A 14,633-nucleotide genomic window follows, 5' to 3' on the forward strand; every position below is an offset into this window, starting at 1 on the left:
CATAAAGGAATCTACCGGACACTTTCGACATGCTCACCTCGGCCGGAGGTTTTCACTCGGACAGCCCGTCTGCCGGCGAACGGCGGGGAAATACACGGCCGTTCAGGCTTCGTGCGGTGTACGCCGAACGGGTTCACGACGGTTCACGACGGGCCGACCACCCCTGCGATCGCAGCCACACGGAGCAGTGGTCCGCGCGGGGCGACGGAGCGGGTTTGGCCGCCGGCCTGCCCGGTCCCCGTTCGCCCGGGGTGGTGTCCTGCGGCGGAACGACTTCCGGCGGTTCTGGCTCCATGCCCTCGCCGCGACCGTCCTCGGCGGCGTCCGCTTCCATGATCTCCGGCACACCGGCCACACCCCGGCCGCGACCACCGGATCGCCGACTGCGTCGACGGTCGGATCACAAGGGTGAAGCAGCCCCCTCGCGGCCCATCCGGCACGGAAGGGGCACGACGGCTGCGAGCGGCCGAGAAAGATCGAGGCCCAGGTCTCCGGGTTCTCCCCCGCCGACCTGGGCCTTTGACATGTCCTGGGACTGGTGGGCGCGGACGGTTTCGAACCGCCGACATCCGCCTTGTAAGTTCGGTCCGCGCCTGCTCCGGCTGCTACGGGCGACTGGTGCGACGGCCGGACAGAGTCACTGGTGTGCGCCCCCGTCCGGCGTCGTTGATGTCAGCCGTGGATGTCAGAAGCCTTCTGATCCGTAGCTCTGGAGAGATCGGTTGCTGACGGTCAAACCGATTGCGCTACGGCTCTGAGAGGGCACTACGAGACGGGGACGGTCGCTGTGGTTGCTGTACTTCGCTGCTGTACTGCGGTGTGCCTGTCTGTTGCGCGCGGCTACTCCGCCAAGTTGGAAGATCCGGCACTACGGCTCACCGCTGCGGGAGGACGGACGCGACCGGGCCCTGCCCCCTTCGATCTGGGTGCGGGGCCCGGTCGCGTGTGAGCCGCGAAGCCGATGGCTTCAGAGAAGTCGGCGTCCCATCTTCGCTGACCGCCGATTGTGGCCCTTGGTGTCCCACCACTCCTCTAGCAGGGCGTGGACTAGGTGCACGAGCTGGAGCAGTCGGTCAGGATCGGGTGCGGAGGAGGCCAACACGTCCGCGAAGGACCGGTCGTCCAAGGGCAGAGTGACCGCCCAACGTTCGTCCTGCCAGCCCTTGCGCTCCACGGTGATCTGGTATGTCAGCACTGCATGGCCATTCGGGCGGTGGTCCACCGACAGATCGGCGATGCTGAACCTGACGCTGCCGTCACCGGTGGTGTACGAGCGAGCCAAGGCCTGCTCGGCCGGCGTCTGGGTCGTCATATGCGCCCCGTCCTTTCCCTGGGCCACGACTCCAGCTCTAACTTAGGCGTTAGCACCTGGCGACGGCGACGGCGGGCCGATCGACCTTGTACGCGGTCAGGAGATCGTTGGTTCCGGCAGGGGTTCCGATGATCGTGCGGAACTTCTCGATGCGCGGGCAGGTGTTTTGGTAGGTGGAGAATCCGCCCCGGCCGTTGGGCTCCCCGGACCAGATGGCGGCGGATATCTTCCTGTCCATGGTGCTGTTCCAGCCATGGCCAGCCTTGATGTGCTTCCAACCCCACGTCTGGGTACCGCAGCGCAGCGTGTAGAACTTCGGCCCACGGTAGTACTCCCGGACGACGTAGTTGCGGGGGTGGCTCCTGCATGTAGCGTCGATGCTGTCGGCGGCGACGCCGACGGCCCTGCCGCTCGAAGCGGGCGTGGCGGACGCGGAAGCGGTCGGCATCAGCAGAGTCGAGCTGGTGACGGCGACAGCCAGTGCCGCGTTGATTGCATACGAAGTTTTGCGACGCAAGTTTCCCCCTGATGAAATGTCCCCCGTGGTCGGCGGGGGGCATGGCGACGTGGGTCTTGTTCCCACGCCGTCTTCACCACACCATGCAGGGTTGTGCGCGAGCAAGGGATATTTTGCGTCTGAAGTTCCCCCCCCTGATCATGGACAGCGGATGCTTACGCTGCGGGGGTGAAGTCTCGCCGAAGCCTGGCTCGGGTTTCGAGAGGGGTGAGGTACCCGAACGGGTCGGAGGGGAGGCGTACGAGGACGATCCCAAGGGGCGACGCCGTAGGCAGGTGCTGCCGCTGCCGGCCATCTGCGTGGCCCCTCTGCGGTACCAGCGCATGCGGCAGACCGCGATGCGTGAGCGTGCGGGTGATCGCTGGGAGGAGAGCGGATACGTCTTCACCACGCGTAGGGGACGGCCGATCGAACCACGCAACGTGTACCGCTCCTTCACCCGAGTCGCCAAGAACGCGGACCTACGGGTCATCCGACTGCACGACGCCCGGCACGGCTGCGCGACCCTGCTCACCGCGGCCGGCGTGGCGCCCCGCGTCGTGATGGAGATCCTGGGGCACAGCCAGATCGCTGTCACGATGAACGTGTACGCCCACGTCGTCCAGGACACGCAGCGCGAGGCCGTCAGCCACATGGACCGGCTGCTCACGAAGCGTCTCCAGCGCGAGTAGACCGGCGCTGATGTCAGATCCGGATGTCAAAGACCCCCAGTCATGATCGACTGGGGGTCTTTGTCCTGGTGGGCGCGGACGGTTTCGAACCGCCGACATCCGCCTTGTAAGGGCGGCGCTCTACCGCTGAGCTACGCGCCCGGACAAGCCGACAGCCTACCTTGCCCTGGGGGATACCCCGCAAACCCGTATGAGGGGCCGATGCAGGGGCAGCCCCAGCGGCGATCCGGTGGTCTGCCGCATCCGCGGCCCGCGCAGACGACGGCCCGCCCACCAGCCTCTGGGGTGTGTCAGCGCCCTGCCGTGGTGGTGCCTCCTACCCGGCGGGTCAGCTCCCGCGCTGTCTGCGCGACGTGGCCTGCGATCCGGTGGCCTTCGGCCTCGTCGGCCGATTCGCCGGGGAAGGTGACGGAGACCCCGGCGATCGGGTGGGCGTGGTGGTCCAGTACGGGCGCGGCGACGGAGCAGAGGCCGGGGGTGACTTCGCCTTCTTCCGTCGCGTAGCCACGGCGTCGCGCCTGGGCCAGCAGGCCGCGCAGCGCCGTCAGCGACGCGGGACCGCCACCGTGTCGCTGTACGAAGGCCGATCGGTCCGGGAAGATCGCTCGGACCTGTGCGGGCGGCAGCAGCGCCAGTACCGCCCGGCCGCTGGCGGTCAGGTGGGCCGGCAGCCGCACTCCCACCTCGCTGATGAGCGGTGGCCGGCCCGGGGCGCGTTCCTCGATGACGTAGATGACCTCGCGGCCGTGCAGCACGGCGAGGTTGGCGTTGTGCCCGGTACGGTCCACGAGTGCGGCCAGCGGGCCCCGCGCCAGCCGCTGGAACGGTGCTTGGCGCTCGTACCCGGAGGCCAGTTCGAAGGCGCTGACGCCGAGGCCGTAGCGCCGTTCCTCCGGCAGGTGGACGACGAAGCCGTCCGCGGCGAGGGTGTCGAGCAGGTGGTAGGTCGTCGAGCGGGGCAGACCGACGTCGCGGCTGATGGCGGCTGCGGGCACGGGTGCGGCCTGCCGCGCCAGATAGCGAAGCACGGCCAGTACCTGGGCGGCGGCCGGGACGATGCTCATGGGCCGAGCGTAATCCAGTGAGGGCGTAAACCGAGTGTCTGGCATCCCAGACATTCCCGTCTGGGATACCAGACACTATCGACCCGGCCCCTCTCGCAGACCCCCGTCGGCCTGCGGCTTCATAGGGACATGACCGTTGTTGTTGGTGTCGGCGCCCTCTCCGCCGACGAAGTCGTGTCCGTTGCCCGTCTCGGAACCCCCGTGGCTCTCGCCCCGGAGGCGCTCAAGGAGATCGCCCGCAGTCGTGAGGTCGTCCAGGCCCTCGCCGACGACGCCAAGCCCCACTACGGCGTCTCCACCGGTTTCGGTGCCCTGGCCACCCGCCACATCCCCACCGAGCTGCGTGTCCAGCTCCAGCGCAGCCTGGTGCGTTCGCACGCTGCGGGCTCGGGTCCCGAGGTCGAGCGGGAGGTCGTCCGCGCACTGATGCTGCTGCGCCTTTCCACTCTCGCCACCGGCCGTACGGGCGTACGGACGCAGACCGCGGAGGCGTACGCGGCGCTGCTGAACGCCGGCATCACCCCGATCGTCCACGAATACGGCTCGCTCGGCTGCTCCGGCGACCTCGCCCCTCTCGCGCACTGTGCGCTCGCCGTCATGGGCGAGGGCGAGGTCCGCACCGCCGAGGGCGTACGCAAGCCCGCCGCCGAGGCGCTCGCCGACGCGGGCATCACCCCGGTCGTCCTGGAGGAGAAGGAGGGCCTCGCCCTGATCAACGGCACGGACGGCATGCTCGGCATGCTCGTTCTCGCCGCCCACGACCTGCGTCTCCTGCTGAGTACGGCCGACATCGCCGCCGCGATGAGCGTCGAGGGCCAGCTCGGCACCGACGCCGTGTTCGCCGGCGACCTGCAGGCGCTGCGTCCGCACCCGGGCCAGGCGGACAGCGCCGGCAACCTGCGCTCCCTGCTCGCCGACTCGGCGATCGTCGCCAGCCACAAGGGGCCGGAGTGCACCCGCGTCCAGGACGCGTACTCGCTGCGCTGCACGCCACAGGTCCACGGCACGGCCCGCGACACCCTCGCCCACGCCGCGCTGGTGGCCTCCCGGGAGCTGGCCAGCGCCGTCGACAACCCCGTCGTCACCCTCGACGGCCGGGTGGAGAGCAACGGCAACTTCCACGGCGCCCCGGTCGCCGCCGTGCTCGACTTCCTGGCCATCTCGGTCGCCGACCTCGCCTCGATCTCCGAGCGCCGCACCGACCGGTTCCTGGACCCCGCCCGCAATCGCGGCCTCAACGCCTTCCTGGCCGACGACCCCGGCGTCGACTCCGGCCACATGATCGCGCAGTACACGCAGGCCGCGATCGTCTCCGAGCTCAAGCGGCTCGCCGTACCGGCCTCCACCGACTCGATCCCCTCCAGCGCCATGCAGGAGGACCACGTCTCCATGGGCTGGGCCGCCGCCCGCAAGCTGCGCCGCGCCATCGACGGACTCGGCCGCGTCCTCGCGGTGGAGCTCTGCACCGCGGCCCGCGCCCTCGACCTCAGGGCCCCGCTGACCCCGGCGCCGGCCACGGCCGCGGTGCGCGACGGGCTGCGCGAGACGGTCGACGGCCCCGGCACGGACCGCTGGCTCGCCCCCGAGATCGAGGCGACCGTCCAGTACGTGACCTCCGGCCGCGCCCTGGCCGCCGCGGAGTCGGTCACCGGCCGGCTGGTCTGACCGGTTCGTCCTGCCGGGCCCAGGGGCCCGGCAGGTCCGCCGGCCCCCTGTCGGATGCGTTCGGACATGGTCCTTTTCCTTTCGGCGGGACCGCCCGCGCACCCTGCCTCGCAACGGCCGACTCCACGCCCACCCAGGAGTACCCGCATGGATTCGCACCATCCATCAAGCACCCTCGTCACCAACATCGGCTCGCTGGTCACCAACGACCCCGCCCTCGGTGAGGGTCCGCTCGGCCTTCTCACCGACGCCGCGCTCCTCATCGACGGGACCGACATCGTCTGGGCCGGCCCCGCCGCCCACGCCCCGGTGGCCGACGAGCGGGTCGACGCCCGTGGCCGGGCCGTGATCCCCGGCTACGTGGACTCCCACTCCCACCTCGTCTTCGCCGGGGACCGCACGGCCGAGTTCAACGCCCGCATGTCGGGGCGCCCGTACTCGGCCGGCGGTATCCAGACCACCGTCGACGCCACCCGCGCCGCCGACGACGACCACCTGCATGCGACGGTCGAGCGTCACGTGCGCGAGGCGCTCCGGCAGGGCACCACCACCCTGGAGACCAAGTCCGGTTACGGCCTGACGGTTCAGGACGAGGCGCGCGCCGTGTCCGTCGCCGCCGCCCACACCGACGAGGTCACCTATCTCGGCGCCCACCTCGTGCCATCGGAGTTCGCCGACGACCCGGGCGGCTACGTCGACCTCGTCACCGGCCCCATGCTCGACGCCTGCGCGCCGCACGCCCGCTGGGCGGACGTCTTCTGCGAGCAGGGCGCCTTCGACGGCGATCAGGCGCGGGCGGTCCTCACCGCGGCGGCGGCCAGAGGGCTCGCGCCGCGGGTCCACGCCAACCAGCTCACCTACGGGCCGGGCGTCCAGCTCGCCGTCGAACTGGGGGCCGCCTCGGCCGACCACTGCACCTATCTCACCGACGCCGACGTCGACGCCCTCGCCCAGGGCGAAACCGTCGCCACCCTGCTGCCGGGATCGGACTTCTCCACCCGCTCGCCCTACCCCGACGCCCGCCGTCTCCTCGACGCGGGCGCCACCGTCGCCCTCTCGCCCAACTGCAACCCCGGCTCCTCCTACACGAGTTCCATGGCCTTCTGCATCGCGCTGGCCGTACGGGAGATGCGCATGACGCCCGACGAGGCGCTGTGGGCGGCGACAGCCGGGGGCGCGCGTGCCCTGCGCCGTACGGACGTCGGCCGCCTCTCCCCGGGGGCGCGGGCCGACCTCGTCGTCCTGGACGCTCCCTCTCACGTGCATCTGGCCTACCGCCCGGGAGTGCCGCTGGTGTCGGCGGTCTGGCGAGCGGGCCGTTCGTACGAAGGGGCCCTTCCCGGTGAATGACCTGCCGACCGCCAGTGTGCACAACAGCGTCGGGCAGTTGCGTGCCGACGCCTGGAGTTCGCTGGCGGACCTCACCCACCAGCTCTCGGACCAGGGCGCGGACGCGTGTCCGCGGGCAGCCGCGCGGCTCGAGGAGCTGTTCCGGCTGCTGGCACCGATCGAGAACTGCTGGGCCTTTCCCGGTACGGCCGGGCTCGAGGCGCTGCGCCGACTGTACGAGAACGGGGAGCACCAGCGACTGGCCAGGCGCGCCGAGGACCTCAACCGCGCACTGGGCAGCGACAGTCACCGCAACACCACAACCCCTGCGCCTTCTCCCACCGCCTCTCCGGCGGCCCTCGATGCGCTCGACGCCGGCGAGGCGGCCAACGACCCGGCGGCCCGGCCCCTGGTGACGAGGCCGTACTTCGAAGTCCTCGTCGTCGGTGACCTGGACCCGGCCGAGGAGGAGGCGCTCCGCAAGGAGCTGCACCAACAGCGCCGTGCCGAGGACGAGTTCGTGTACGAGATCGTCGTGGCGCCGAGTTTCGAGGACGCGGTCATCGCGTCGCTGGTGAATTCCAGTCTCCAGGCCGTCGTGATCCGCCACCGCTTCGCCGACCGGTCCCGGCACGACCTGCGCGTGGTGAGGCGGTTCTTCGAGGGCGCCGCCGCGGGCCCCGCCCTGGCCGACGTCGGCGAGGAGAGTCGTCGGCACAGCGAGGAGCGGGCGCAGGCCCTGGGCGACCGGCTGCTCGCGCTCCGTCCCGAGCTGGATCTGTACCTGGTGTCCGAGGCGTCCGTGGAGATGACCGCGGGCCGGCTCAGCCGGTGCTTCCAGCGGGTCTTCCACGCCCGTGAAGGGCTCCTCGAACTGCACCTGTCCATCCTGCACGGCATCGGCGAACGCTTCCGCGCGCCGTTCTTCACAGCGCTGCGCGCCTACAGCCGGCGGCCGACCGGCGTCTTCCACGCGCTGCCCATCTCCCGGGGCACCTCGGTGGTCAACTCCCACTGGATACCGGAGATGGCCCGCTTCTACGGGCTGAACATCTTCCTCGCCGAGACCTCCGCCACCTCCGGCGGCCTGGACTCCCTCCTCGCGCCCACCGGCCCGCTGCGGGAGGCTCAGGACCTGGCGGCCACGGCGTTCGGCGCCCGGCAGACGTACTTCGTCACCAACGGCACGTCCACCGCCAACAAGATCGTCGTGCAGGCCATGGTGCGGCCCGGCGACATCGTGCTGGTGGACCGCAACTGCCACAAGTCCCATCACTACGGACTGGTGCTGGCCGGCGCCCACGTCGTCTACCTCGACGCCTATCCCCTCGACGAGTACGGCATGTACGGAGCCGTGCCGGTGGAGGAGATCAAGCGGAAGCTGCTGATGCTGAAGAGGGAGGGCGTCCTCCACCGCGTCAAGCTGCTCATGCTCACCAACTGCACGTTCGACGGGATCGTCTACAACCCCTCCCGGGTGATGGAGGAGTGCCTGGCACTCAAGCCGGATCTGGCGTTCCTGTGGGACGAGGCGTGGTTCGCCTTCGCCCGCTTCCACCCCGTCTACCGCCGCCGCACCGCGATGGACGCGGCCCGCGCGCTGACCGACCGCTACCGCCAGGCGCGGTACGCCGAGGAGTACGCCGCGCACCGGGAGCGGCTCGGCGACGACCCGGACGACGAGACGCTCCTCGGTCACCGGCTGATGCCCGACCCGGAGAAGGTCCGGGTGAGGGTCTACGCCACCCAGTCGACGCACAAGACACTGACGTCCCTGCGTCAGGGCTCCATGGTCCACGTCTTCGACCAGGACTTCCGCCACAAGGTGGCGGAGACCTTCCACGAGGCGTACATGACGCACACGTCGACGTCGCCCAACTACCAGATCCTCGCCTCCATGGACCTCGGCCGCCGGCAGGCGGTGCTGGAGGGCTTCGAGCTGGTCCAGAAGCAGCTCGAACAGGCCGGCGTGCTGAGGGACGCCATCGAGCAGCACCCGCTGCTCAGCCGTTACCTGCGTTTCCTCACCACTCCGGAGCTCATCCCACGGCGCTTCCGTTCCTCCGGGATCGAGCAGCCGCTGCGTACCGGTCTGGCGCGGATGGCTCAGGCGTGGGAGGAGGACGAGTTCGTCCTCGACCCCACCCGCGCGACCCTGCACATCGGGCGTACGGGTGTCGACGGAGACACCTTCAAGCACGAACTCCTGATGGACCGGTACGGCGTGCAGGTCAACAAGACCACCCGCAACACGCTGCTGTTCATGACCAACATCGGTACGACGCGCAGCGCGGTCGCCTATCTCATCGAGGTGCTCGTCAAGATCGCCGAGGATCTTCAGGAGCGCGTCGGGGAGATGAGCCCCCGCGAACGCGCCGCGCACCACCGGATGGTGAACGGCCTCGGCATCGGGTCCGCCACCCTGCCGGACTTCAGTGAATTCCATCCGGCCTTCCGTCCGAGCGCCCGTACGCCCGAGGGGGACATGCGCGCGGCGTTCTTCCTCGCCTACGACGACACCGAATGCGAGTACCTCTCCGCGCGGGAGATCACCGACGCGATGGCCGAGGGCCGGTCGGTCGTGTCCGCCACGTTCGTCACCCCCTACCCTCCGGGGTTCCCGGTGCTCGTTCCGGGCCAGGTGGTCAGCAAGGACGTCCTGGCCTACATGACGGCGCTGGACACCCGCGAGATCCACGGATACGCCCCGGAGACCGGATACCGGGTCTTCACCGCAGCCGCGCTGAAGGCACGGCTCGTCGGGGCCCGCCAGGCGTGAACCGGGAACAGACGTCCCTTCTCCCGGGTCCTGGCGTTCCAGGGGAAGGTTGTGCGGCCGTTCGACCAGAAGGGAACCACATGGCACCGCGGATTCTGCGTGCTGAGGAGACAACGCCCGCGCCGTGGAAGAACGGTGGGGGCGTGACATGGGAGGTCGCCGTCCACCCGGAGGGGGCGGGGCTGGACGATTTCGCCTGGCGGGTCAGCATCGCCGATGTCGCTCGCGGCGGACCGTTCTCCGCCTTCGAGGGCGTCGACAGGGTCATCACCGTCGTCGACGGGCCGGGCATGGCCCTCACGGTCGACGGGGTGGCGCACGTGATGGACGCTCCGTACGAGCCGTTCTCCTTCTCCGGTGACGCCGCCACGGAGTGTGAGCTGCTCGACGGGCCGATCGTCGACTTCAACGTGATGGTCCGGCGCTCCCGGATGAGGGCACAGGTCCGGATCGAACGCGCGCCCACCTCCGTACGCTCTTCTCCCGGAACCCGCGTCCTCGCAGTCGTCCTGGAGGGATGGGCCGTGCTCCACCAGGCTTTCGTACCCCTCGGCCGGTTCGACGCGGTCCTGCTCTCCGATGAGGACCACGCCTCTTTCAGCGTCGACGGCGTCCTGGCCGTCGTCACCCTCACCGACCTGCCCGGCCGCTGACCGGTCGGGCCGGGCCGGGTCGCTCGGCCTCGTCAAGAAAGCCGCGGCCGCCAGGCCGCGGCTTTCATCAGCTTCGCACGGCCTGGCGGCCTGTTCAGGGACGGGCCGGTCGCCCGCCCGCGGGGTGTCACACCCGCGCGGTCGCCATGCGGTGGATCAGGCGTGCGCCGGCGCGGGCCGTGCGCTGGTCCACGTCGAAGTCCGGGTTCAGCTCGGCGATGTCGCAGACCGCGAGCTTGCCGCTCGCCGCCACTCGGTGACAGACGCGCTCGATGACCTCCATCGGCACCCCGTAGGCGGCGGGGGCGCTGACGCCCGGTGCGACGGCGGCGGGCAGTACGTCGAGGTCGATGCTCAGATGCACGACGTCACAGCTCGCGAGGAACTCGTCGACGAACCTCTCGGTGCGCGCCAGGTCGAGCAGACCGCACTCGGTGTCCGGCAGATAGCGGACCCCGAGCGTGTCCGCGGTGCGGAACAGCCGCTCCGTGTTGCTCGGCTGGCTGACACCCAGCACCCAGTAGTTGAACTCCCGGCCGTGCCGCTCCTCGCTCTGCGCCATCTGCAGGAACGGCGTGCCGGAGCTGGGGCGGACGTCGTCGCGCAGGTCGAAGTGCGCGTCGAGGTTCAGCACCCCGAGACGGCCGCCCTCACGCAGCGCCCGCGTCTGTTCCAGCCCGCTGTAGCTGCCGTACGCGACCTCGTGCCCGCCGCCCAGCACCATCACCGGGTGACCGCGGTCGACGAGCGCCGCGACCGCGCGTCCCAGGCGCTGCTGCCCCGCCTCGAGGCCGTCCTCGCCGTCCCCGGCGACCTCGATGTCACCGGCGTCGTACGCCCGCAGCGGCTTCGGCAGCGCCATCGACGCGAGGGCGCGGCGCAGGGCGTCCGGGCCGTTCGCGGCGCCCTGCCGGCCCTTGTTGCGGCGTACGCCCTCGTCGCTGCGGAAGCCGACGAAGGCGACATCCGCCGGTTCTGCCGTGGCCGGGTCGAGGTGAACGGCCTTGTGCCAGCGCAGGTTCTCGGCGCCGGGGCCGTCGTCCCGTCCGGTCCACGGCGTGGCCGGGACGTCCGTGCGAACGTGCGGGGCCTCCGGGTGCGTCTGCACGACACTCACGCTGCGCCGCCCTCGGTCTCCGTCATCGGGATGCGCACGCCGCGCTCCTTGGCCACCGAGGTGGCGTGCTCGTAACCGGCGTCGACGTGCCGGATGACGCCCATGCCCGGGTCGTTGGTCAGGACGCGGGCGAGCTTTTGGGCCGCGAGCTCGGTGCCGTCGGCGATGCAGACCTGGCCGGCGTGGATGGAGCGGCCCATGCCGACACCGCCGCCGTGGTGGATGGAGACCCAGGAGGCACCGGAGGAGGTGTTCACCAGGGCGTTGAGCAGCGGCCAGTCGGCGATGGCGTCGGAACCGTCGAGCATGGACTCGGTCTCGCGGTAGGGCGACGCCACCGAGCCGGAGTCGAGGTGGTCGCGGCCGATGGCCACGGGGGCGGACAGCTCGCCGGAGGCGACCATCTCGTTGAAGCGCAGACCGGCGCGGTGCCGCTCGCCGTAGCCCAGCCAGCAGATGCGGGCGGGCAGACCCTCGAACGCCACGCGCTCGCCGGCCATCTTCAGCCAGCGGTGCAGGTGCTCGTTCTCCGGGAAAAGCTCCATGATCGCCTTGTCGGTGGCTTCGATGTCCTTCGGGTCACCGGAGAGGGCGGCCCAGCGGAAGGGGCCGAGGCCCTCCTCGAACAGCGGCCGGATGTGCGCCGGCACGAAACCGGGGAAGTCGAACGCCCGCTGGTAGCCGGCCTTGCGGGCCTCGTCGCGGATCGAGTTGCCGTAGTCGAAGACCTCGGCGCCGGCGTCGAGGAAGCCGACCATCGCCTCGACATGCCGGGCCATGGACTGACGGGACCGCTCGGTGAAGTGCGCCGGGTCCTTGCGGGCCTGCTCGTGCCACTCCTCCACGCTCACGCCGATCGGGAGGTAGGCCAGCGGGTCGTGGGCGCTGGTCTGGTCGGTGACGATGTCGATGGGCGCGCCCCGCCGAAGCAGCTCCGGGAAGACCTCGGCGGCGTTCCCGGCCAGCCCGATGGAGAGCGGCCTGCGGGCGTCGCGGGCCTCGACGGCGAGGCGAAGGGCGTGGTCCAGGTCGTCGGCGGCGACATCGAGGTAGCGGTGGGCGATGCGGCGCTCGATGCGGGTCGGGTCGCAGTCGACACAGATGGCCACGCCGTCGTTCATGGTGACGGCGAGCGGCTGGGCGCCGCCCATGCCGCCGAGGCCGGCGGTGAGGGTGATGGTGCCGGCCAGGCTGCCGCCGAACTTCTTGCGGGCGACGGCGCCGAAGGTCTCGTACGTGCCCTGCAGGATGCCCTGGCTGCCGATGTAGATCCACGACCCGGCCGTCATCTGGCCGTACATGATGAGTCCCCGGGCCTCCAGCGAGCGGAACTCCTCCCAGTTGGCCCAGTCGCCGACCAGGTTGGAGTTGGCCAGCAGCACGCGCGGCGCCCACTCGCTGGTGCGCATCACGCCGACGGGCTTGCCGGACTGCACCAGCAGCGTCTCGTCGTCCTTCAGCGTCTTCAGCGTACGGACGATGGCGTCGTACGACTCCCAGTTGCGGGCGGCCTTCCCGGTGCCGCCGTAGACGACGAGGTTCTCAGGGTGCTCGGCGACCTCGGGGTCGAGGTTGTTCATGAGCATCCGCAGGGCGCCTTCCTGCTGCCAGCCCAGGCAGTTCAGTTCGGTGCCGCGCGGGGCCCGGACGACGCCCGGTACTTCGCTGGAAACGCTGGTCATGTTCACTCCTCGGGGAGGTTTCGAGCCGTTGCCCTCCCATGACACGGGAGCGGCGGACGCGGAACCAGCGGCGCCCTCAGGGTTTCTCGGATCCGAGACCCTTCCTTGCCTCCCACGGCATCGGCCCTTCTATGAGGTGAGGAGCACCTCTCCCTTAGGATCCACATCGGTACGAGGCGGCGGCAGCGGAGCCGATGACGAGGACGGTGGCAGGCGTGGTCGTGGATCCAGCGGAGCTCGGCCGGTTGTACGAGCAGCGCACGGCCGGTTCCGCTCCCGCCTACCAGCGCGTCAAGGACCTCGTCGCCCAGCAGATCACGGGCGGCCACTGGCGTGAGGACGACGCCCTGCCGTCGGAGAGCCAGTTCGGCGAAGCGCTCGGCCTGTCCCGTATGACGGTCAACCGTGCCCTGCGCGAGCTGGCCACCGAGGGCGTCATCCGGCGGGTCGTGGGGGTGGGCAGCTTCGTCGCCCCGAGGAAGGCCAGCTCCGCGCTGCTCGAGGTGCACAACATCGCCGACGAGGTACACCACCGCGGCCACCGGTACGAGGCCCGTGTGCTGTCCGTGCGGGAGGAGCGGGCCGACGAGAAGACCGCCGCGCACCTCGGTCTCGGCGAGGGACAGCCGGTCTTCCACTCGCGGGTGGTGCACTACGAGGACGGGGTGGCGCTCCAACTGGAGGACCGCTACGTCAATCCGGCCTTCGCACCGGGCTATCTCGAGCAGGACTTCACCCGGCAGACGCCGTTCACGTTCCTCTCCAAGGTCGCGCCGCTGGGCAGGGGCGAGCACATCGTGGAGGCGGTGCTGGCGTCGTCGGAGGAGTGCGCGATCCTGGGGATCGCGCCGTCCGAGCCGTGCCTGCTGATCCACCGCCGCACCTGGTCACGGGACGCGCTCGTCAGCATCGTCCGGCTGCTGCACCCCGGCTCCCGCTACCGCCTCGAAGGCGCGTTCGCCGCGCACTGACGCTCACGCGGCCGCCGCCCCCGCCCCGGTGGCCGGCGCATGACCCGAGACAGCCGCGGTGAGCCGTGCGGCACCCTGCCGCAGGATGTCCCGCACCTGCTCCGTGTCGTGCCGGCAGTGGTGACGACGCCAGGTGCTGCTGATCGCCGCGACGGGCCGCGCGTTGTGGTCGAACGCCGCCACCCCCATCGAGCAGAACCCCTGGGTGACCAGTTCGACCTCCTGCGACCAGCCGCGCTCCCGCTCCTGTGCCAGCTCGCCGACCAGCCCCGGTAGCGTCCGGGGCCCCTTGCCCGTGCGGGTGGTCAGGTCGCCCGGCCGGGGAAACAACGCCCGGAGCTGTGCCTCGGAGGTGTGGGCGAGGATGGCGCGCCCGTTGGCCGTGAGGTGGGCCGGCAGGCGGACGCCGATGTCGGTGACGAGGGCGATGTCGATGTCACCGGCCCGGCCCGTGGGCGGCTGTTCCTTGAGCAGGTAGACCGTCTCCGCGCCGTGCAGGATCCCCAGGTGCACGGTCTGGCCGAGGCGGCTCGCGAGGGTGCGCAGGACGGGGCGGGCGAGCCGTTCCAGGGGCTCATGGCGCAGATAGGCGGAGCCCACCTCGAAGGAGGTGACGCCCAGTCCGTAGGCCTGCTCCGCCGGCACGTAGGTGACGAAGCCGCGGTCGGCCAGAACGGTGAGGATGTGGTACGCCGACGACCGTGGAATGCCCAGGTCACGGGCGAGCGTCGCGGCCTGGACCAGCCCGGGGCGCCCGGCGAGATACACCAGGATGTCCAGCGCCCGGCCGACGGCCGGTGACGCGCTCGATGTCGGCGCCGTACCCGGCGCCACCCCGCGTTCACTCATGGGACCACCTCTTGACGCTCCTGT

At 70.6% G+C, this 14,633-nt stretch carries 11 protein-coding genes, 1 tRNA gene and 1 pseudogene; 6 read left to right on the forward strand and 7 right to left on the reverse strand.

Annotated features, from left to right (window positions below; translation table 11 throughout):
• Window positions 1-967: 967 nt before the first annotated feature.
• Together ACWD5Q_RS00805 and ACWD5Q_RS00810 are read right to left on the reverse strand one after the other, a co-directional pair.
• The gene (locus ACWD5Q_RS00805; protein ID WP_451424819.1) at window positions 968-1,312 is read right to left on the reverse strand and encodes a hypothetical protein; all 345 of its coding nucleotides are present in this window, start codon (window positions 1,310-1,312) and stop codon (window positions 968-970) included.
• A gap of 49 nt (window positions 1,313-1,361) precedes the next feature.
• Complete coding sequence (locus tag ACWD5Q_RS00810) at window positions 1,362-1,760, reverse strand: hypothetical protein (RefSeq protein WP_451424820.1); 399 nt, start codon at window positions 1,758-1,760, stop codon at window positions 1,362-1,364.
• Window positions 1,761-2,065: 305 nt separating this feature from the next.
• On the opposite strand from ACWD5Q_RS00810, the pseudogene ACWD5Q_RS00815 reads away from it, so the two are divergent.
• Window positions 2,066-2,500, forward strand: a pseudogene (locus ACWD5Q_RS00815) (tyrosine-type recombinase/integrase); the annotation flags it as partial.
• Between the two features lie 66 nt (window positions 2,501-2,566).
• Here the strand turns inward: ACWD5Q_RS00815 and ACWD5Q_RS00820 are convergent.
• Window positions 2,567-2,641: transfer RNA gene (locus tag ACWD5Q_RS00820), tRNA-Val, on the reverse strand.
• A gap of 149 nt (window positions 2,642-2,790) precedes the next feature.
• A complete protein-coding gene (locus ACWD5Q_RS00825) occupies window positions 2,791-3,564 on the reverse strand; it encodes an IclR family transcriptional regulator (RefSeq protein WP_451424821.1) in 774 nt (257 codons plus the stop codon).
• 129 nt (window positions 3,565-3,693) lie between these two features.
• Here ACWD5Q_RS00825 and hutH point away from each other — a divergent pair, with 129 nt between their 5' ends.
• The 4 genes from hutH (at window position 3,694) to ACWD5Q_RS00845 (ending at window position 9,990) form a co-directional block, all read left to right on the forward strand.
• The gene (hutH, locus tag ACWD5Q_RS00830) at window positions 3,694-5,229 is read left to right on the forward strand and encodes a histidine ammonia-lyase (RefSeq protein ID WP_451424822.1); all 1,536 of its coding nucleotides are present in this window, start codon (window positions 3,694-3,696) and stop codon (window positions 5,227-5,229) included.
• Window positions 5,230-5,376: 147 nt separating this feature from the next.
• Window positions 5,377-6,579: an imidazolonepropionase gene (hutI, locus tag ACWD5Q_RS00835; protein ID WP_451424823.1), complete on the forward strand. Its 1,203-nt coding sequence runs from the start codon at window positions 5,377-5,379 to the stop codon at window positions 6,577-6,579.
• On the forward strand, window positions 6,572-9,337 hold the full coding sequence (locus tag ACWD5Q_RS00840) for an aminotransferase class I/II-fold pyridoxal phosphate-dependent enzyme (RefSeq protein ID WP_451424824.1): 2,766 nt from the start codon (window positions 6,572-6,574) through the stop codon (window positions 9,335-9,337). Before hutI ends, ACWD5Q_RS00840 begins: the two co-directional genes overlap by 8 nt.
• Before the next feature lie 143 nt (window positions 9,338-9,480).
• On the forward strand, window positions 9,481-9,990 hold the full coding sequence (locus ACWD5Q_RS00845; RefSeq protein ID WP_451424825.1) for a HutD/Ves family protein: 510 nt from the start codon (window positions 9,481-9,483) through the stop codon (window positions 9,988-9,990).
• A gap of 127 nt (window positions 9,991-10,117) precedes the next feature.
• Here ACWD5Q_RS00845 and hutG read toward each other — a convergent pair whose 3' ends face one another.
• On the reverse strand, window positions 10,118-11,098 hold the full coding sequence (gene hutG / locus ACWD5Q_RS00850) for a formimidoylglutamase (protein ID WP_451424826.1): 981 nt from the start codon (window positions 11,096-11,098) through the stop codon (window positions 10,118-10,120).
• A 5-nt stretch (window positions 11,099-11,103) separates the two neighbouring features.
• A complete protein-coding gene (gene hutU / locus ACWD5Q_RS00855; protein ID WP_451424827.1) occupies window positions 11,104-12,789 on the reverse strand; it encodes a urocanate hydratase in 1,686 nt (561 codons plus the stop codon).
• Window positions 12,790-13,004: 215 nt separating this feature from the next.
• On the opposite strand from hutU, the gene hutC reads away from it, so the two are divergent.
• Window positions 13,005-13,760, forward strand: coding sequence for a histidine utilization repressor (hutC, locus tag ACWD5Q_RS00860; protein ID WP_451424828.1), 756 nt, complete (start codon window positions 13,005-13,007; stop codon window positions 13,758-13,760).
• A gap of 3 nt (window positions 13,761-13,763) precedes the next feature.
• On the opposite strand, the gene ACWD5Q_RS00865 is transcribed toward hutC, so the two are convergent.
• Entirely contained in the window at window positions 13,764-14,609 is an 846-nt protein-coding gene (locus tag ACWD5Q_RS00865; RefSeq protein WP_451424829.1) for an IclR family transcriptional regulator, read from the reverse strand.
• Window positions 14,610-14,633: the final 24 nt, after the last annotated feature.

The sequence above is a fragment of the Streptomyces sp. NPDC002513 genome (assembly GCF_053595355.1).